Origin of the sequence: Yoonia sp. 72 (assembly GCF_034652275.1) — a bacterium.
Classification (GTDB): domain Bacteria; phylum Pseudomonadota; class Alphaproteobacteria; order Rhodobacterales; family Rhodobacteraceae; genus Yoonia.
The window spans coordinates 113337-129784 of the sequence record NZ_JAXIWG010000001.1 but is presented as its reverse complement, the minus strand read 5'-3'; the positions used below and the strand labels follow the sequence as shown (position 1 = coordinate 129784).

At 61.0% G+C, this 16448-nt stretch carries 18 protein-coding genes and 1 tRNA gene; 7 read left to right on the top strand and 12 right to left on the bottom strand.

Annotated features, from left to right (window positions below; genetic code table 11):
- Positions 1–167: 167 nt before the first annotated feature.
- The 7 genes from VCK47_RS00685 to fabD all read right to left on the bottom strand — a co-directional run bounded on the left by VCK47_RS00685 (position 168) and on the right by fabD (position 6559).
- The gene (locus VCK47_RS00685; protein WP_322891706.1) at positions 168–1442 is read right to left on the bottom strand and encodes a DNA-packaging protein; all 1275 of its coding nucleotides are present in this window, start codon (positions 1440–1442) and stop codon (positions 168–170) included.
- A complete protein-coding gene (locus VCK47_RS00680) occupies positions 1417–1761 on the bottom strand; it encodes a hypothetical protein (protein ID WP_322891681.1) in 345 nt (114 codons plus the stop codon). Before VCK47_RS00680 ends, VCK47_RS00685 begins: the two co-directional genes overlap by 26 nt.
- Before the next feature lie 159 nt (positions 1762–1920).
- Positions 1921–3078 (bottom strand): endolytic transglycosylase MltG, encoded by a 1158-nt coding sequence (gene mltG, locus VCK47_RS00675; protein WP_322891682.1) that lies wholly within the window; start codon positions 3076–3078, stop codon positions 1921–1923.
- Entirely contained in the window at positions 3078–4340 is a 1263-nt protein-coding gene (gene fabF / locus VCK47_RS00670) for a beta-ketoacyl-ACP synthase II (protein ID WP_322891683.1), read from the bottom strand. The genes mltG and fabF overlap by 1 nt, the downstream gene beginning before the upstream one ends.
- A 152-nt stretch (positions 4341–4492) precedes the next feature.
- Positions 4493–4726 (bottom strand): acyl carrier protein, encoded by a 234-nt coding sequence (locus VCK47_RS00665; protein WP_007205102.1) that lies wholly within the window; start codon positions 4724–4726, stop codon positions 4493–4495.
- A gap of 146 nt (positions 4727–4872) precedes the next feature.
- Positions 4873–5610: a 3-oxoacyl-ACP reductase FabG gene (fabG, locus tag VCK47_RS00660; RefSeq protein ID WP_322891684.1), complete on the bottom strand. Its 738-nt coding sequence runs from the start codon at positions 5608–5610 to the stop codon at positions 4873–4875.
- A gap of 10 nt (positions 5611–5620) precedes the next feature.
- Positions 5621–6559 (bottom strand): ACP S-malonyltransferase, encoded by a 939-nt coding sequence (fabD, locus tag VCK47_RS00655; RefSeq protein WP_322891685.1) that lies wholly within the window; start codon positions 6557–6559, stop codon positions 5621–5623.
- A gap of 167 nt (positions 6560–6726) precedes the next feature.
- Between fabD and VCK47_RS00650 the strand changes: the two genes are divergently transcribed.
- Together VCK47_RS00650 and VCK47_RS00645 are read left to right on the top strand one after the other, a co-directional pair.
- A complete protein-coding gene (locus VCK47_RS00650; protein WP_322891686.1) occupies positions 6727–7914 on the top strand; it encodes a cytochrome b/b6 domain-containing protein in 1188 nt (395 codons plus the stop codon).
- 81 nt (positions 7915–7995) lie between these two features.
- Positions 7996–8439 (top strand): GNAT family N-acetyltransferase, encoded by a 444-nt coding sequence (locus VCK47_RS00645; RefSeq protein WP_322891687.1) that lies wholly within the window; start codon positions 7996–7998, stop codon positions 8437–8439.
- Positions 8440–8536: 97 nt separating this feature from the next.
- Here VCK47_RS00645 and VCK47_RS00640 read toward each other — a convergent pair whose 3' ends face one another.
- Positions 8537–9106 (bottom strand): YceI family protein, encoded by a 570-nt coding sequence (locus VCK47_RS00640; RefSeq protein ID WP_322891688.1) that lies wholly within the window; start codon positions 9104–9106, stop codon positions 8537–8539.
- Between the two features lie 99 nt (positions 9107–9205).
- Positions 9206–9772, bottom strand: a complete 567-nt coding sequence (locus VCK47_RS00635; protein ID WP_322891689.1) for a hypothetical protein — start codon at positions 9770–9772, stop codon at positions 9206–9208.
- Between the two features lie 261 nt (positions 9773–10033).
- Between VCK47_RS00635 and rpsF the strand changes: the two genes are divergently transcribed.
- The 4 genes from rpsF to VCK47_RS00615 all read left to right on the top strand — a co-directional run bounded on the left by rpsF (position 10034) and on the right by VCK47_RS00615 (position 12585).
- The gene (gene rpsF / locus VCK47_RS00630) at positions 10034–10426 is read left to right on the top strand and encodes a 30S ribosomal protein S6 (RefSeq protein ID WP_322891690.1); all 393 of its coding nucleotides are present in this window, start codon (positions 10034–10036) and stop codon (positions 10424–10426) included.
- 19 nt (positions 10427–10445) lie between these two features.
- Entirely contained in the window at positions 10446–10673 is a 228-nt protein-coding gene (gene rpsR, locus VCK47_RS00625) for a 30S ribosomal protein S18 (RefSeq protein WP_087207502.1), read from the top strand.
- Positions 10674–10682: 9 nt separating this feature from the next.
- Positions 10683–11264: a 50S ribosomal protein L9 gene (rplI, locus tag VCK47_RS00620; RefSeq protein WP_322891691.1), complete on the top strand. Its 582-nt coding sequence runs from the start codon at positions 10683–10685 to the stop codon at positions 11262–11264.
- A gap of 193 nt (positions 11265–11457) precedes the next feature.
- On the top strand, positions 11458–12585 hold the full coding sequence (locus VCK47_RS00615) for a hypothetical protein (protein ID WP_322891692.1): 1128 nt from the start codon (positions 11458–11460) through the stop codon (positions 12583–12585).
- Between the two features lie 207 nt (positions 12586–12792).
- Here the strand turns inward: VCK47_RS00615 and tig are convergent, their stop codons facing one another.
- The 3 genes from tig to VCK47_RS00600 all read right to left on the bottom strand — a co-directional run bounded on the left by tig (position 12793) and on the right by VCK47_RS00600 (position 15894).
- The gene (gene tig, locus VCK47_RS00610) at positions 12793–14124 is read right to left on the bottom strand and encodes a trigger factor (protein ID WP_322891693.1); all 1332 of its coding nucleotides are present in this window, start codon (positions 14122–14124) and stop codon (positions 12793–12795) included.
- A gap of 23 nt (positions 14125–14147) precedes the next feature.
- Positions 14148–14232: transfer RNA gene (locus tag VCK47_RS00605), tRNA-Leu, on the bottom strand.
- A gap of 111 nt (positions 14233–14343) precedes the next feature.
- Positions 14344–15894: an NAD(P)H-hydrate dehydratase gene (locus VCK47_RS00600; RefSeq protein ID WP_322891694.1), complete on the bottom strand. Its 1551-nt coding sequence runs from the start codon at positions 15892–15894 to the stop codon at positions 14344–14346.
- Positions 15895–16065: 171 nt separating this feature from the next.
- Between VCK47_RS00600 and VCK47_RS00595 the strand changes: the two genes are divergently transcribed.
- Positions 16066–16404: a P-II family nitrogen regulator gene (locus VCK47_RS00595; protein WP_007205114.1), complete on the top strand. Its 339-nt coding sequence runs from the start codon at positions 16066–16068 to the stop codon at positions 16402–16404.
- The last annotated feature ends 44 nt before the right edge of the window (positions 16405–16448 follow it).

Here is a 16448-nt window from a genome sequence, read left to right as displayed (position 1 = left end):
CAGCGCCGCGCGGTGGGTGTTGCACGTCCTGTGCCTAAAAACTTTTTGGCCTCCGGCGGGGATATTTGGGCTCGAACGATGCGAAAGGTGCCGGGAAGTCCCGCATCTTCTTTTTTCCAAAAATACTCCCGCGCGGCGCGCCCGAGCAGCCCGCAGGGCTGCGACGGTCAGAGCCCTCTGATCTGGGGATTGCGCCAGCTTTGCGCGGGTCCGATCATCAGGTCGTGGATCGCCCAGACCAAAGCATCGACGCGGTCGGGGGACCCTTTGCCCTGATAGCCCGCATGTGTCATCTGGCACATCTGGTCTTCCAGATCGCCAAGGCCCCGCAGGTGATGTACGCGGCCTTGTTCATAAAGTGCGGCGACAGGTTCGGCGCGAGCCACCTTGCCACGGCTGGCATGGACCGCGCGGAACGGGACCAGGGGGTCGATCTGGCGGATCACGGCGGCGACCATGTCACCGCCCTGGTTCACCTCGGCCACCAGCCTGTCGGCGCCGTGGCGCGCGACGGCGGCAATGGCTGCGCGCGCCCAACTATCGGGGCTGGCGCCTTGCAGGCTTGCATCCTCCAGCACATAGGCGCGCCAGTCCTGCACGGGGCCTTCCATCACCACGCCTGCGACGATGATCCCGCAGGCGTCCGATCCGGCATGCGCCGTCGTGGGCGGATCGACCGCGACGACGATCCGCGTCAGTGGCGGCGCTGTGGCCACCTGACAGGCAGCGAGTGTACCTGTCTGCCACAGCGCGCCATCGACATCCTCGAGCATCACGCCTTCCAGTTCCTGCCGCCCCAGCGCCGTGCCGGCATATTCCGCCGCCATTTCCGCCAGAAAGCTGTCGGCGAGGTTCGCGCGATTGGCGCTGGTGGGCGCGTGCGTGACGACCGTGCTGGGCCGGTCCAGCAATTTGCGCAACAGCGCCTGCCGGCGCGGTGTCGTCGTCACGCAGACGCGCGGCTGATCCCCCAGCCGCAGCCCGAATTGCAGCATATCCCATGTCGCTGCGGCCTTGCGCCATTTGGCCAGTTCATCCACCCAAGCGGCATCGAACTGCGGGCCACGCAAGGCTTCTGGTTCGTGGGCCGAAAACAGCGTCGCCTGCGCGCCGTTGGGCCAGACCAGCATATGCCGGCTTGCGATCCATTTGGGCCGCGCATCGGGCGGGCAGACGGCCATGATGCCGCTGTCGCCAAACACCATCACCTCGCGCGCCTGATCAAAGGTTTCCCCGATCAGTGCGATCCGGCGCGCCGCCCCCGCCACCATGCTGCGCACCCATTCCGCACCCGCGCGGGTCTTGCCCGCACCCCGCCCGCCAAGGATCACCCATGTCCGCCAGTCGCCGGGCGGCGGCAACTGATGCGGCATCGCCCAGAACGAAAAGAGATAAGGCAAGGCCAGCAATTCCGCCTCACTGAGGCTGTTCAGAAACGCCATTTGCGCCAAGGCTGGCGCGGAGGCGATCAAGTCGGCGCCCAAGATCGTCCCGGATGCTGTCAAGGTCGGCGATGTCGCCGGGGTTTGCGTTTTGGGCAGCATTGAAAGCCTCCTCGGCGGTCAGCACCTTCAGATGCGCCGCGATCAGTTGATCCATACGGGTGATGATTGCGCGGGGGGTATCGACGCTGAGATCGTCGGTGATCCGCAGGCTGTAATCCAGCAACTTGCGGATGCGGGCGAACAAGGTGTTGATTTCGATCACCCGCGCCTGCGCCGCAGCCAACGGGGTGGTGTCGGTGTCGTGTCGTTCAGTCATGATGGGGTGACCTGTTGGGAGCCTTCCGCAGGTCGAGTGGGTGACCGCCACGTCACACCATCTAGCCATGCCACACTACCCCAAACCGGCCCCAAATACAACAAAGGGCCGCCCGACCAGCGGGCGACCCTTTGTCCGTTTGTTCATCAATTCAGAGGATCATTGGTTGGCTTCGCGTTCGGCCTCGATCCGCCGCCAGACCGCGACAGCCCTGTTGTGATCGTCCAGATTGGTGGTGAACGTATGCCCGCCGGTGCCATTGGCCACGAAGAAAATATAGGCGGTCTCGTCAGGATCCACAGCTGCTTCGATGCTAGCGCGGCCGGGGTTGGCGATGGGGGTCGGCGGCAGACCCGTGATGACATAGGTGTTCCACGGATTGTCGTCGCGCAATTCGCTTTGCCGGATGCCGCGGCCCAGCACGCCTTCGCCACGGGTGACACCATAAATCACCGTGGGATCGGTTTGCAGCCGCATCCCCTGATTCAGCCGGTTGACAAAGACGCTGGCGACCTGCCGACGTTCGTCGACTTCGCTGGTTTCCTTTTCGATGATGCTGGCAAGGACCAGCATCTCTTCAGGGGTGGTGATGGGCAGGCCGTCCTGCCGGTTGGCCCAGGCAGTGGCGATGATGGCGTCCTGCCGCGCGGTCATCTGCGCAAGGATCGCGGACACCGGCGTGCCGGGGGTGAATTCATAGCTTGCGGGCGCAAGCGAGCCTTCGGGCGGCGTTTCGGTCACATCCGCCTCAAGCGAGCCGATCCCGCGCATCGCGTTCAGCACCTGCCAGCTGGTGACACCTTCGGCCAGCACAACGCGGAAACGTGTGTCAGCTTGCGCGCGCACCTCTGCATACACAGGGGGTTCTTCCTCGGTCAGCGGATCGAAACTCGCGCGTTCCTCGAAACGGTTGGTAGCGGGGTCAAGTTCGCGCACAACGCCCTGCACCTGGTTCACACCGATCCGGTAGATAACTTCGGTGCCGCAGGTATTGGCGCCGCCGCGCGTGATGATATCCATCACCTGTTCCATCGACGCGGCTTCGGGCACCAGAAAGCTGCCCGCCTTCAACAGGCCCGACTTGTCGCTGTAATCGGCACCGATCCGCAGGATCGTGCCGTTGCTGACAGCCCCCTGCGCGACCAGCGCATCGGTGACCAAGGACATCGACGCGCCGCTTGGCACCTGAAAGCAGATCGCCTGCGCGAGCGGGCCGGGGTCACGGTATTGTTTCGTCCCCCAGCCGATGGCCCCCGCCAGCAGGAACAGGGCCACCGTGAAGAACGTCAGGAAATTCGCCGCGATATGCCGCCACATCAGGCGATTTTCCCGAAGATCACGCTGGCATTGGTGCCCCCGAAGCCGAACGAGTTGGACAGGGCCACGTCGATCCGGCGTTCGCGCTTGGCATTGGCGCAGAGGTCCACGACGGTTTCCACATCGGGGTTGTCAAGATTGATCGTCGGTGGTGCCACCTGATCACGGATCGCGAGGATGGAAAACACAGCCTCGATTGCGCCCGCAGCGCCCAAAAGGTGCCCCGTCGCCGATTTTGTCGAGGACATGGTCAGTTTCGCCGCAGCCTCTGGCCCGACAAGGCGTTCAACTGCCCCCAGTTCGATCGTGTCGGCCATGGTCGATGTGCCATGCGCGTTGACATAGTCGATCTGCGCAGGGTCGATGCCTGCGTTGCGACAGGCCCCACGCATCGCGCGTTCGGCGCCTTCATGGTCGGGCGGCGGGGCGGTGATGTGGTGGGCATCGCCCGACAGACCGTAGCCCAGCACCTCGGCATAAATCTTGGCACCACGCGCCTTGGCATGTTCATATTCTTCCAGCACGACGATGCCCGCCCCCTCGCCCATGACAAACCCGTCACGGTCGCGGTCCCATGGACGGCTGGCTTTGGTCGGATCGTCGTTATGGGCGGTCGACAGCGCCTTGCAGGCGTTAAAACCGGCGATGCCCAGTTCGCAGATCGCGGCCTCGGCCCCGCCTGCGATCATTACATCGGCATCCCCGAACATGATCAGCCGCGACGCATCGCCAATCGCATGCGCCCCTGTGGAACAAGCGGTCACTGGCGCATGGTTCGGGCCACGGAACCCGTAGCGGATCGACACCTGCCCCGAGATCAGGTTGATCAGCGCACCGGGCACAAAGAACGGCGACACGCGGCGTGGGCCCTTTTCGGCCATCATCACGGCCGTGTCGGCGATGGAATTCAGCCCCCCGATCCCCGACCCGATCATCACGCCCGTGCGTTCCTGATCGGCACGCTCGGTCGGCTGCCAGCCCGAATCCTCGATCGCCTGCTGGGCGGCGGCCATGCCGAAAAGGATAAAGGTATCGACCTTGCGCTGTTCCTTGGGCTCCATATAGGCATCGGCGTTGAAGGTGCCGTCCGTGCCATCGCCCAAAGGCACTTCACAGGCATATTGCGTGGTCAGGCGACTGGGATCGAACCCCGTGATCTTGCCAGCGCCGGATTGCCCGGCCAGCAGGCGTTCCCAAGTTTTCTCGACCCCGTCGGCCAGCGGCGTCACCAGCCCCAGCCCAGTTACAACGACACGACGCATTTGATGCCCTCACCTCTTGGTGTGTTTTCGACTTGATAGCCCAGCCCGCCCGCAAGGGGCAAGGGCGGGGTTCAGCGCTGTGGCGCAAACCCGCGCCTGAAAGCAAAACGGCGCCCCGAAGGACGCCGCCAGCAACCCCGCAGGGTTGAAGCTTATTGCGCGCTGGAAATGAATTTCACGGCGTCGCCAAAAGTCTGGATGGTTTCGGCGGCATCATCGGGGATCTCGATCCCGAATTCCTCTTCGAAAGCCATGACCAATTCGACGGTATCAAGGCTGTCGGCACCCAGATCATCGATGAAGGACGCAGTCTCCGTCACTTTGTCTTCTTCAACACCAAGATGCTCTACAACGATCTTGCGTACGCGGTCTGCGACATCGCTCATGTCAATTCCTCATGTCTTTCTGGGCAAGCGCCCGTTTTCAGATTCCCTTGCGGGATGTAGCAAAGCGGGAGTTCACCGCATATTCAAGCTGCGAGGCTAATAGCAGAGAATTCCGCCTTGGCAAACGGTTTCCCCGCCAGCCCGTTCTACAGCATGGCCATCCCGCCATTCACATGCAAGGTGCTGCCTGTGACATAGGCGGCCTCATTGCTCGCCAGATACAAAACCGCCGCCGCAATCTCTTCGGCCTCGCCCATACGCCCTGCGGGGACTTGCGTCAGGATCGCGGATTTCTGGTCGTCCGTCAGCTTGTCGGTCATGGCCGTGGTGATGAAACCCGGTGCCACGCAATTGACGGTGATGCCACGGCTAGCGACCTCGTAGGCGATGGATTTCGACATGCCGACCATGCCTGCCTTGGAGGCTGCATAATTCGCCTGCCCCGGGTTGCCGGTCGCGCCCACGACGGAAGAGATATTCACGATCCGCCCCCAGCGCGCCTTCATCATGCCACGGATGACACCTTTGCACAGGCGCATGGTGGATGTGAGGTTCACCTCCAGCACCGACGACCATTCCTCGTCCGACATGCGCATAAACAGGTTATCGCGCGTGATACCCGCGTTATTCACCAAAATATCGACGGACCCCATCAGCTCGGCCGCCTGTTTGGGCAGCGCGTTGACCGCGTCGGCATCCGACAGATTGCAAGGCAGCACATGCGCGCGGTCACCCAAGGAGGCGGCGAGCGCCTGCAGCGGCTCCACCCGTGTGCCGGACAAAGCGACAGTCGCGCCTGCCTCGTAAAGCGCCTTGGCGATGGCCCCGCCAATGCCACCGGATGCACCCGTGATCAGCGCATTTTTTCCATTCAAATCAAACATCTGTTTTCCTTTATTCATGCAGCGCAGCAGCCATGGCCACCACATCTTCGGGCGACCCGACAGCCGTGGCCGCCAGATCGCGGTTGATACGCTTGACCATGCCGGACAGGGCCTTGCCTGCCCCGATCTCGTAAACATCCGTCACACCCTGCGCTGCCATGAAGGCCACGCTTTCGCGCCAGCGTACCGATCCCGTGACCTGAGCCACCAGCAGTTTGCGAATCTCGGCAGGGTCGCTGACCACATCGGCCAGCACATTCGCGACCAGCCCAACGACAGGCGCGGTGATCGACACACCATCCAGCGCTTCGGCCATCACATCCGCCGCAGGGGCCATCAGGCTGCAATGAAACGGTGCGCTGACCGGCAACAGGATCGCGCGTTTGGCGCCCTTGGCCTTGGCGATGTCCAGCGCGCGTTCCACGGCAGCCTTATGGCCGGACACAACCACCTGCCCCGGATCATTATCGTTCGCGGCCTCGCAGACCTCGCCTTGGGAGGCCTCTTCGGCCACGGCGCGGGCTTGGTCAAAGTCCAGCCCCAAGAGCGCCGCCATCGCCCCCAGACCCACCGGCACGGCCTCTTGCATCGCGCGGCCACGGATGCGCAACAGCCGCGCGGTATCAGCGACGGTCAGCGCGCGGGCGGCGGCGAGTGCGGAATACTCGCCAAGGCTGTGACCAGCCACGAAACTCGCCGCCGTGACATCCACGCCTTCGGCCTCTAGCGCGCGGATCGCGGCAAGAGATGTGGCCATCAGCGCAGGCTGCGCGTTCTGCGTCAGGGTCAGCGTCTCGATATCGCCCTCCCAGATCAGCGCGGACAGTTTTTCGCCCAAGGCGTCATCGACCTCGTCGAACACGGCCTTTGCCGCGGGATAAGCGGCGGCCAGCGCCTGCCCCATCCCGATTGTCTGCGCCCCTTGGCCGGGAAAAACGAATGCCCGCATCTGGCCTTGCTCCTATCTATTGTCGGTTCTGGCGGGTTTACCCTGCGCAACCGGACACGGCAAGCAAACTGGGCACCGCGCAGATTTGCACATTGTCTCTGCACTGCAGCGACTATGCGGGCTGCGAGGGCAGTGCTATCTGCGATCCATTGCAGAAAGGGTTTCCAATGTCCGCATCCAACACCGCCCAAAGCTATGGCACCGTCACCAAGACCTTTCACTGGCTGACCGCCCTGCTGATCCTGCTGATCGCCCCTTTGGGAGTGATCGCGAACCAGTTGCCCTATGCGACCGATGCGGAACTGGCGCTGAAGGCGCAGCTTTTCTCGGTTCATAAAACACTGGGCGTGATCGTGTTCGCCGTGGCGCTGGCGCGAATCCTCTGGGCGGTGACACAGCCCAAGCCCGGCGACATCAACGCCGATAAAAAGGCGCTGTCGACGGTTGCCGCCATCGTTCACTGGACGCTCTACATCAGCCTTGTCGCCGTACCGCTGACAGGCTGGGTGCATCACGCCGCCACCAGCGGTTTTGCGCCAATCTGGCTGCCCATCGGGCAGAGCCTGCCTTTTGTGCCGGTGTCCGAACCCGTGGCGGAAACCGCCGCCGCGCTGCACTGGCTGTTCAGCAAGATCATGATCGCCTCGATCCTGCTGCATATCGCAGGCGCGCTGAAACACCACTTCATCGACAAGGACGCCACCCTGCGGCGGATGTGGTTCGGCAAGGCCGACGCCCCCGCGACACCCGCACACAAAGGCAGCTTTGCCGCACCGATGGGGGCCGTGATCGTCTTTGCACTGGCCACAGGTGGTGCCGCAGCGGCGGGTCTGTTCCGTGACCATGAAACCGTTCCGACCGAGGCCCTGGCCGCAGTCACCTCCGAATGGACCGTCACCGAAGGGCAGATCGGCATCACCGTCACCCAATTAGGCAGCCCCGTTACTGGCAGTTTCGCCGACTGGACCGCCGCGATCAGCTTCGACCCCGCCGCGACAGGCGAGGCGGGCGAGGTCACAACGACCATTTCCATCACCTCGCTGACGTTGGGGTCGGTGACATCGCAAGCGATGGGGGCCGATTTCTTTGACAGTACAGCCCACCCCACCGCGACCTTCACGGGCGTGATTCTCGCCAACGCGGGCAGCTACACGGCCGACGGCACCCTGACGATCAAAGGCGCCTCCGTGCCGGTCAGCTTCCCTTTCGATCTGACAGTCGAAGGCGATACCGCCCGGATGTCAGCCACTCTGACACTGGACCGCCGCGATTTCGGCGTCGGCGCGTCGATGGCCGACGAAAGCAGCCTTGGCTTTGCGGTGGATGTCACACTGGCGGTGACCGCGACACGGTAGGGCGGGGGTCACCCCGCCGCCCTTGCTTTCGACGCGTCCCGCGTCAGACTGTGGTCGCGAAACCCACGAGAAGCGTAGGCCATGACAGTCAGACGTGCATTCCCTGATGATATCGATCATCTCCTGCCGCTTTTCTTGGCCTTCTTTGCCGAAGACAGCATCACCACACCGGCAGCGGCAGTTCGCACGAACCTTGCACGTATGCTGGCCGCCGACCGCGCCTGCCTGTTTATTGCAGAAAGGAACGGCACGGCAATCGGCCTTGCTTCGGGGTCCCTGACCAATGGTGTGGAATTCGGCTGCACGGTGGAACTTGAAGATCTCTACGTCGTGCCGGAGGCCCGTGGACAGGGACTCGCCGCACAGCTAATCGGGGCTGTTGTCGGATGGGCAACGGCTGAAGGCGCAGCGGGAGTCATCCTCGTGATCACGCCGGAAGCCGAGCAGGATCAATCGCTGACGCGCTTTTATGCGCGGATGGGTTTTGAACCCCTGCCCCGGATCACCATGTACCGCACGCTCTGACAGCCATGTTGGAGGTCGGGGTTCACCCTGACACCCGCCAACAAAAAGCCGCGCCGGATCGCTCCGGCGCGGCTTTGACTATCGCAACAGGCAGCGCTTATTCAGCCTGCATCGCCTCGATTGAGATCATCACCTGCACTTCGTCGCTGACGAATGGTGCAAAGGCGCCGACGTTGAAGTCCGAGCGCAGCAGCGTGGTGGTCGCGTCAAAACCGGCCCAGGGCTTGTTCTCCATCGGGTGCATGCCCGCCTGGTTCAGCGTGGTGTCCAGAACGACGCTTTGCGTCACACCGTTCAGCGTCAGATCGCCGGTGATAAGGGCGGTGTTTTCGCCCGTGACTTCGATCGCGGTCGAGGTGAAGGTGACCATCTCGTCATCGGCGGCGTCAAAGAAATCGGCGCTCATGAAATGCTCGAAACGGCCTTCCCAGCCGGTCAGCATGGTGCGCACGGGGAAAGACACATTCACCGAGGATGCGGCAGGGTCGGCCTGATCAAAGACGACTTCGCCTTCAAAACCAGAGAACATGCCATAGGTGGTCGAGAACCCGAGGTGATCGTAGCTGAACACGATCTGGCTGTGGCTGGCATCGAGGACATAGTTTTCGGCGATGGCGGGGGCGGCAAGAAGCGCAGCAAAGGCTGCGGTGGCAAGGACGTTTTTCATGGGACACTCCAATGGTTCAAGATGCCCCCTATAAGCCGGTTTGTCGCCCTGCCCTCAATTCCGCAAATCCGAACATGACCTGTTCGACCACGTGCGCCATCACCCCAGCCGCGCCTGCGGATCGCCCAGCACATCCCGCGCGATGCGGTCCTCGAGTGCAGTGAGTCGGGCAAACGGCGCCTTGGCGACACAGATCGACAGACCGCTGTCACCGTCCTGCACGACCAGCATGGCACCGTCGCTTTCATCGTCATCCTGCACGAACACATCGGTCATGGCGTCAAAATCATGCGTGCCGACAGTGCTTGGGCGACCGGCGCGGTTGCGGATGACCTCGCGGATTTCACGCGCGCTTGTGTCGATCTGGATCTCGGTCTGCGTGCCGCGGCTTGCGAACCATAACAGATACGCAGCCCCTGCCCCGAACAGGACCGCCGCCGCCATCCGGAACGGCGTCAGTTCCGCGCCAAAGACCAGCGGCGACAGCGCGATCATGCCGACGGCCCCGATCAGCAAACCAACGCCCAGCAGAAAGCTGGCCGATTGCAGCATCACAAAGCCAAGGGATTCTCCCTTGTCGCTGCGGATGATATAGCCCCAATAGGCATCTTCGACGCTTAACGGGGGTTTCGGCTTGAAAAAGCCGGTGATCGTGCGGTCAGCCATCGGTTGTCGTCCCTGTTTGCGCTGCAGTCGTGGCGGCAAAAGACGACGAGAGTTGGGCGACAGCAAGGCCAGTCCGCGAAATTCTGCACATCGCGCCGAAAACGCAGCAAAACAAGCCGCCAAGGCTTGCATCGCGGGCCAGCCTGCGTATAAGGCCGCATCCTTCTGCGATTATTATGAACCGCGCAGACTCTCGTGGATGGGGTGCAGAAGGTCACCGCCCCGCCTTTGAAATGCGCCGAGAAAAGAACTGGAGTATGCATGCCGCTGTATGAGCATGTGATGATTGCGCGTCAGGACTTGTCCAACACGCAAGCCGAAGCCCTGATCGAACATTTCGGGACCATTCTTGCCGACAACGGCGGCAAGCTTTTGGAAAACGAATATTGGGGCGTCAAGACGATGGCCTACAAGATCAACAAGAACCGCAAGGGCCACTATGCCCTGCTGCGTACCGATGCGCCCGCACCTGCGATCCAGGAAATGGAACGCCTGATGCGCCTGCACGAAGACGTCATGCGTGTGCTGACCATCAAGGTCGACGCCCACGAAGATGGCCCCTCCGTGCAGATGCAAAAGCGCGAAGAGCGTGGCGACCGGGGCGACCGCCCTGACCGCGGTGACCGTGGCGGCGAACGCCGCGAACGTCGTTGATCAGTAAAGGATAGCAATCATGGCAACCAAACCATTCTTCCGCCGCCGCAAGTCCGACCCGTTCGAAGGCAATGACGCGCCCAAGATCGACTACAAGGACACCCGCACCCTGCAGCGCTACATCTCTGAGCGTGGCAAGATCGTCCCCGCCCGCATCACCGCCGTCGGTGCCAAGAACCAGCGCGCGCTCGCCCGTGCGATCAAGCGTGCCCGGTTCCTTGCCCTGCTGCCATACGCTGTAAAGTAAGGACATATCATGGATATCATTCTTCTCGAACGCGTGGCCAAGCTGGGTCAAATGGGCGAAGTCGTGTCCGTCAAGGACGGCTATGCCCGCAACTATCTGCTGCCACAGGGCAAAGCCCTGCGCGTGAACGCGGCCAACATGGCCCGTTTCGAGGCTGAAAAGGCCCAGATGGAAGCCCGCAACCTCGAATCCAAAAAAGAAGCCGAAGCCTTGGGCGAAAAGCTCGATGGTCAGACCTTCATCGTGATCCGTTCCGCCTCTGACGGTGGTGCGCTTTACGGGTCGGTCACGACGCGCGACGCCGCCGAAGCCGCCACAGCCGACGGTTTCAGCGTGGACAAGCGTCAGGTCGTGCTCAAAGGCGCGATCAAGGACCTTGGCATGCATGACGTTGATGTCGTCCTGCACCCCGAAGTGACGGTCACGATCACGCTGAACGTGGCACGCTCCAAGGACGAGGCCGAACTGCAGGCCGCCGGCAAATCCATCGCTGAACTGGCCGCCGAAGAAGAGGCAGCAGCCGACTTCGAAATCCAGGAACTCTTCGACGACATCGGCGGTGCTGCCGACGGCGAAGACGACCGCGAATAAGTCAGGCGATCACGGAATGAAAAAGGGCCGCGGCGGATGCCAGCGGCCCTTTTTGTTTAACGAAAGACGGTTTGGCTTCAGCATCAACCGCCCGATGCAAGGTGACGCTGCATTTTATTGCAAAGCATCTAAGCGGCTGCCGCAAGACATATGATTTCGGTCTACATTGAACCCTTGTCGCTGGGTGCGATTGATGGCATTTTTTCGCCAAATTCTTGACCCAATAATCGAATATCGGATTTCAAGACAACCTTCGGTAGGAAAAAAGATGCACCACAATACATTTTTATTTTATATCAGCATTTCATCAATATCTATGGGTTCTGGCGCACTAGCTCAAAACAAGTTCCTGACACCGACCGTAGAAGAGGTCGCAACTTCACTCTCGTGTTCAGCTCCGATCGGTATGGTTGCTATTGCTTCAAATCTTGCACCCAGGGACATCTATTTGGCGCGAACAAGTCCATCATCCGAGAGCGATTATATTCAGACATTCTTGGAAGACGGTACACGAGTTTTCCTAGTACAAGACTACATGACGACCACGGATTTGGAAGTTGCCGAACTTTGCAGTCAGATTGATGGAGGTGATGTTAGTGGTGTGCTGTTAGATCGACTAGAGGCCGCGATCGCTTCAAATTTGCTTTGGTGGCCAATAGATGCAGGTAAAGATATTTTCTACGGTCCAAGCAATGAAACTTGGGGTGAAGAGCAGAGGCAGATAGCCTACGTATCAGCAAAACACATTAACTTCATATCACCCGACGAGTGGGACCTTATGACTGCGCCCAATGCACTCGGTTATATTTATATTTCTTTCGAGAGGAACACGTATCCCCTGCCCATTGCGCGTATTGAAGGCGTTGATACAGCAAATGCATACGCAGTGGCAGCAGATACCAAGCCAAATATGAGACAGTGTATCTTTGGCTACAGTATATCAGATATGTACCGGGCGTTTTCGACCCAAGAAGAAGATGAATTTTATGTGCGGGGAACCATGCCCGCCAACCAGACGGACTTTCGAATTGACGATGGAATTTGGCCAGATTGTATCTTTGGTGATGAGATCGTAGAAGGTGATCCACGCTGGGAACAGCTTTCCCATGACTCCAATGTTTCGGTTGGGGCCGATTGCATTGCCGGTACGATTTCGGGTTATGAGATTGACGCTGGGCAATTACCAGTTTCATTGTGGAATGGCCTGGGAACAAATTTTGCATTGCTCTGTCCAGAAAAGACGGTCGAAATATTGCAAACAGACTGCGAGCAAGGTAACGAATACTCTTGTGATAGTCTTGCGACATTTTTAGAGCAGTAGTGTCTTGGGAATGACTAAGTCAAATCTTCTTTAGTGAGGTGCGTATTAACTTGAGGCACCATGATAGACGCGTTGCGAAGCGCGTTTTACATTTGATGAAGTGAACGGCAACTCCGTCCTTCATCGCTGACAAACAAAACGCACGTGCCTCCAAAACAAAAAAGGGCACCCGAAGGTGCCCTTTTCCGTCGCCGCATTCTGCGGAGATTATTCTTCTTCCAGCTTCTCGACTGCTTTTTGCAGCTCTTCCTTGCTGACTTCCTTTTCCGTCACGGTAGCCGCGGCGAAGATATGGTCGACGACTTTGTCCTCGAACATCGGCGCCTGCAACTGCTGACGGAACTGCGCATTCTGCTGCACGAATTCAAAGAACTGGCGTTCCTGCCCCGGATACTGCCGTGCCTGATTCATGATCGCCTGTGTCATTTCCTGATCGGTGACCTTCACCTCGGCCTTCTGGCCGATATCAGCCAGCAACAGGCCCAGCTTCACGCGGCGTTCTGCCAGCGATTTATGCTCGTCCGTTGGCGTGATCTCGGGGTGGTCATGGCCGTGGACATCGGGGTTTTCCTCGTGCCACAGCTGGTGTGCAATCTGGCCTGCCTCGGCCTCGACCAGCGCTTTTGGCAGATCAAAGCTGACGACACCGTCCAGCGCATCCAGAAGCGCGCGCTTGGCCAGCGCACGGGACGCACCTTTGTACTCGGCCTCCAGACGGTCGGCGATCTGGGTCTTGAGCGAGGCCAGATCCTCGGCACCGAATTTCTTGGCCAGATCGTCGTTGATCTCGGGCGCTTTGGGCGCACGGACTTCTTTGATCGTGCAGGTGAACACGGCTTTCTTGCCCGCCAGATGCTCGGCCTGATAGGCTTCGGGGAAGGTGACTTCGACATCCTTGACGTCGCCGGCCTTGACCTTCAGCAGACCGTCCTCGAACCCGGGGATGAACGAGTTGGACCCCAACACCAGCGGGTAATCCTCGGCAGTGCCGCCTTCAAAGGCTTCACCATCGACCTTGCCCACGAAATCCAGAACGACCTGATCGTCCTTTTTCGCTTGGGTTTTCTTGGCCTCGTAAGACACGGCCTGCGGCGATGCGGCCAGATTGTCCAGCGCTTCCTGAACAGCGGCGTCATCGGCCTTCACGACCATCCGCTCCAGCGTGATTGCGGCGAAATCCACTGCCGGAATCTCGGGCAGCTTTTCATAGGACACATCGACCTGCACGTCATCGCCGGGCTTCCAGTCGGGGTTCGACATCTTCATCTCGGGCTGGCCTGCGGGGCGGTCGCCTGTCGCATCCAGATGCTCGCGCACAGCAGAATCGATGCTGTCCTGCATCGCTTCACCCATCAGGCGGTCGCCATACTGCTTGCGCAACAATGCCATCGGGACCTTGCCCTTGCGAAAGCCTTTCATCTCGATGGTTGGCTGGGCTTCTTTGAGCTTTTCTTCAACCTTCGCGTCCAGTTCCGCCGCCGTGACGGTGATGGCATAGCCGCGCTTGAGGCCTTCGTTCAGGGTCTCGGTGACCTGCATGTGCTGTCCTTTTTTACCTACTTTGGTGCGGGTGGAGGGACTTGAACCCCCACGCCTTGCGGCGCCAGAACCTAAATCTGGTGCGTCTACCAATTTCGCCACACCCGCATGATCAAAAGGGGCAGGTTTTCAGGCCTGCCCCATGTTGGGCGCTGTCTAGCAAAGCGCGCGGCGGGATGCGAGAGGAAAAATCGCCTTTGTTCCACGGGGCTCAAAGGCTCAGACGCCGAGGTCACGAAGCACCTGCGGCAGCATCTCGGGCAAGTCCTCTGCGATCAGCCCCGGACCAAAGGCCAGCGCGCAGGATGTATGCAGGAACGCTCCGGTCGTCGCAGCCTCCAGCGGGGCAAAACCCCGCGCCAAAAGGCCGGTGATGATCCCCGCCAGCACATCCCCCGACCCCGCCGTCGCAAGCCAAGGCGCATGGCGGTCGTAGACTGCGCCATGAACAAAGCAGCGCCCGTCAGGTGCGGCGATCACCGTATCCGGCCCCTTGCGCAAGACGGTGCAGCCCGCCCGCGCGGCCGCAGCGCGCACGGCATCGACCCGCGCCATCTGTGTCAGATCAGGAAAGAGCCGCGCGAATTCACCGTCATGTGGTGTCAGCACGCAGCGGCCGTGCAGGGCTGCGAACAGATCACCGTCGCGCGCAAGCAGCGTCAGGGCATCTGCATCCAGCACCAGCGCCAGTCCTTCGATAGCCAAGGCCGCAGCCAGAAGCCCCCCTTCGCGCGGCCCAAGCCCCAGCCCCGGTCCCAGACACAGCGCTGCGATCCGCCGCTCCGCCACCAGCGTCGCAAGTGCCGCCGCATCCGGCACCGCCTGCAACATGACCGCATTCAACTGAGCAGCATTCTCAGGCACAGCTTCGGCAGGACAGCCCAGCGTCACCGCCCCCGCCCCGATCCGCAGTGCCGCGCGGGCGGCCAACCGCCCCGCCCCGCCTTGACCCGCGCCACCCGCCAGCACCAGCGCGTGACCATGGCTGTATTTGTGGCCTTGCCCCTTGCCCAACCGCGCCACCACATCCTTCGACAAGCCATCGACCAGCGTCACCGCAGCACCCTGCCCAAGGGTCTCGCGAAATGTCCCTATCCCGATATCGACGACAACCAACCGCCCGCAATACTCCGGCCCCTGCGCCAGATAATGCCCCAGCTTGGGGCTATCGAAGGTCACTGTCAGCGCCGCGCGCGGCACAGGCCCCAGCGGCAGACCGCTGTCCGCAGGCAAGCCCGACGGCAGATCGACCGCCACCAGACGCGGCAGGTCCAGTGCTGCCAGACTGGCAACAACATCACCCGCAGCCCCTGTCAAAGGCCGCGACAGCCCCGTCCCGAACAGCGCATCGACATGCAGATCTGCATCCCGCATCGCGCGCAAGGAATCGACCGTCAGCGAATGCACGGGCCCCAGCGCGCGCCACAACGCCTCGTTCGCACGCGCATCAGGCGCGCCTGCCCCCGCCAGCGCCAGCACATCCACTTGCCACCCCGCCACGTGCAGCAGGCGCGCCACAACATACCCGTCACCGCCATTATTGCCCGGACCACATAAAACGGTGACCCGTGCCTTTATCGTTGGAGTAGAAATATCCCGGGGGTCCGGGGGCTGGCCCCCGGCACCGGCCAGGTCCGGCCAGGTTGCAAGGATAGCCTCCAGCACACCCTGTCCGGCCCGTTCCATCAGTTCAGCCCCGGTCGCAGCCCCGCCCCTGATCGCAGCGGTTTCAATGGCGACCATTTGGGCGGCTGTCAGCAAATTGGTCATGGCGCGATCCCTTAAGTTTTTATTCAGCGCATCTAGCAGGCAAGTTGCACAAATTTTAATCATCACCCGCTGTTTCCGGCGAACGGCCCCTGTCTGCACTTTGCCACGAATTGTCCCGGTGCAACAGAAATGGTCTCACCGCTGTGACTGAAATCCAAGGAGTCGCGTGCCATGAAAAAGATCGAGGCGATCATCAAGCCGTTCAAGCTGGACGAGGTGAAAGAAGCGCTGCAGGACATGGGCGTGCAGGGTCTGTCTGTGGTCGAAGTCAAAGGCTTCGGGCGCCAGAAAGGCCATACCGAGCTTTACCGTGGCGCCGAATATGTCGTCGACTTCCTGCCCAAAGTGAAGATTGAGGTTGTGCTGCCCGACGATCAGGTCGATGGCGCGATCGAGGCGATCATTTCCGCCGCCAAGACCGACAAGATCGGCGACGGCAAGATTTTTGTTTCCTCCGTCGAACAGGCCATCCGCATCAGGACTGGCGAATCCGGCGACGAAGCCCTTTAACACCGCTTGCCGCCGCCCGGTCGGGCGTACGCCAAGCAAAACCA

What these genes read in the sequence shown, in the direction of transcription:
- VCK47_RS00685 (WP_322891706.1), bottom strand. Translation starts at nt 1,442, where the DNA reads ATGGCGTTTCTGAACAGCCTCAGTGAGGCGGAATTGCTGGCCTTGCCT.
- VCK47_RS00680 (WP_322891681.1), bottom strand. Translation starts at nt 1,761, where the DNA reads ATGACTGAACGACACGACACCGACACCACCCCGTTGGCTGCGGCGCAG.
- mltG (WP_322891682.1), bottom strand. Translation starts at nt 3,078, where the DNA reads ATGTGGCGGCATATCGCGGCGAATTTCCTGACGTTCTTCACGGTGGCC.
- fabF (WP_322891683.1), bottom strand. Translation starts at nt 4,340, where the DNA reads ATGCGTCGTGTCGTTGTAACTGGGCTGGGGCTGGTGACGCCGCTGGCC.
- VCK47_RS00665 (WP_007205102.1), bottom strand. Translation starts at nt 4,726, where the DNA reads ATGAGCGATGTCGCAGACCGCGTACGCAAGATCGTTGTAGAGCATCTT.
- fabG (WP_322891684.1), bottom strand. Translation starts at nt 5,610, where the DNA reads ATGTTTGATTTGAATGGAAAAAATGCGCTGATCACGGGTGCATCCGGT.
- fabD (WP_322891685.1), bottom strand. Translation starts at nt 6,559, where the DNA reads ATGCGGGCATTCGTTTTTCCCGGCCAAGGGGCGCAGACAATCGGGATG.
- VCK47_RS00650 (WP_322891686.1), top strand. Translation starts at nt 6,727, where the DNA reads ATGTCCGCATCCAACACCGCCCAAAGCTATGGCACCGTCACCAAGACC.
- VCK47_RS00645 (WP_322891687.1), top strand. Translation starts at nt 7,996, where the DNA reads ATGACAGTCAGACGTGCATTCCCTGATGATATCGATCATCTCCTGCCG.
- VCK47_RS00640 (WP_322891688.1), bottom strand. Translation starts at nt 9,106, where the DNA reads ATGAAAAACGTCCTTGCCACCGCAGCCTTTGCTGCGCTTCTTGCCGCC.
- VCK47_RS00635 (WP_322891689.1), bottom strand. Translation starts at nt 9,772, where the DNA reads ATGGCTGACCGCACGATCACCGGCTTTTTCAAGCCGAAACCCCCGTTA.
- rpsF (WP_322891690.1), top strand. Translation starts at nt 10,034, where the DNA reads ATGCCGCTGTATGAGCATGTGATGATTGCGCGTCAGGACTTGTCCAAC.
- rpsR (WP_087207502.1), top strand. Translation starts at nt 10,446, where the DNA reads ATGGCAACCAAACCATTCTTCCGCCGCCGCAAGTCCGACCCGTTCGAA.
- rplI (WP_322891691.1), top strand. Translation starts at nt 10,683, where the DNA reads ATGGATATCATTCTTCTCGAACGCGTGGCCAAGCTGGGTCAAATGGGC.
- VCK47_RS00615 (WP_322891692.1), top strand. Translation starts at nt 11,458, where the DNA reads ATGGCATTTTTTCGCCAAATTCTTGACCCAATAATCGAATATCGGATT.
- tig (WP_322891693.1), bottom strand. Translation starts at nt 14,124, where the DNA reads ATGCAGGTCACCGAGACCCTGAACGAAGGCCTCAAGCGCGGCTATGCC.
- VCK47_RS00600 (WP_322891694.1), bottom strand. Translation starts at nt 15,894, where the DNA reads ATGACCAATTTGCTGACAGCCGCCCAAATGGTCGCCATTGAAACCGCT.
- VCK47_RS00595 (WP_007205114.1), top strand. Translation starts at nt 16,066, where the DNA reads ATGAAAAAGATCGAGGCGATCATCAAGCCGTTCAAGCTGGACGAGGTG.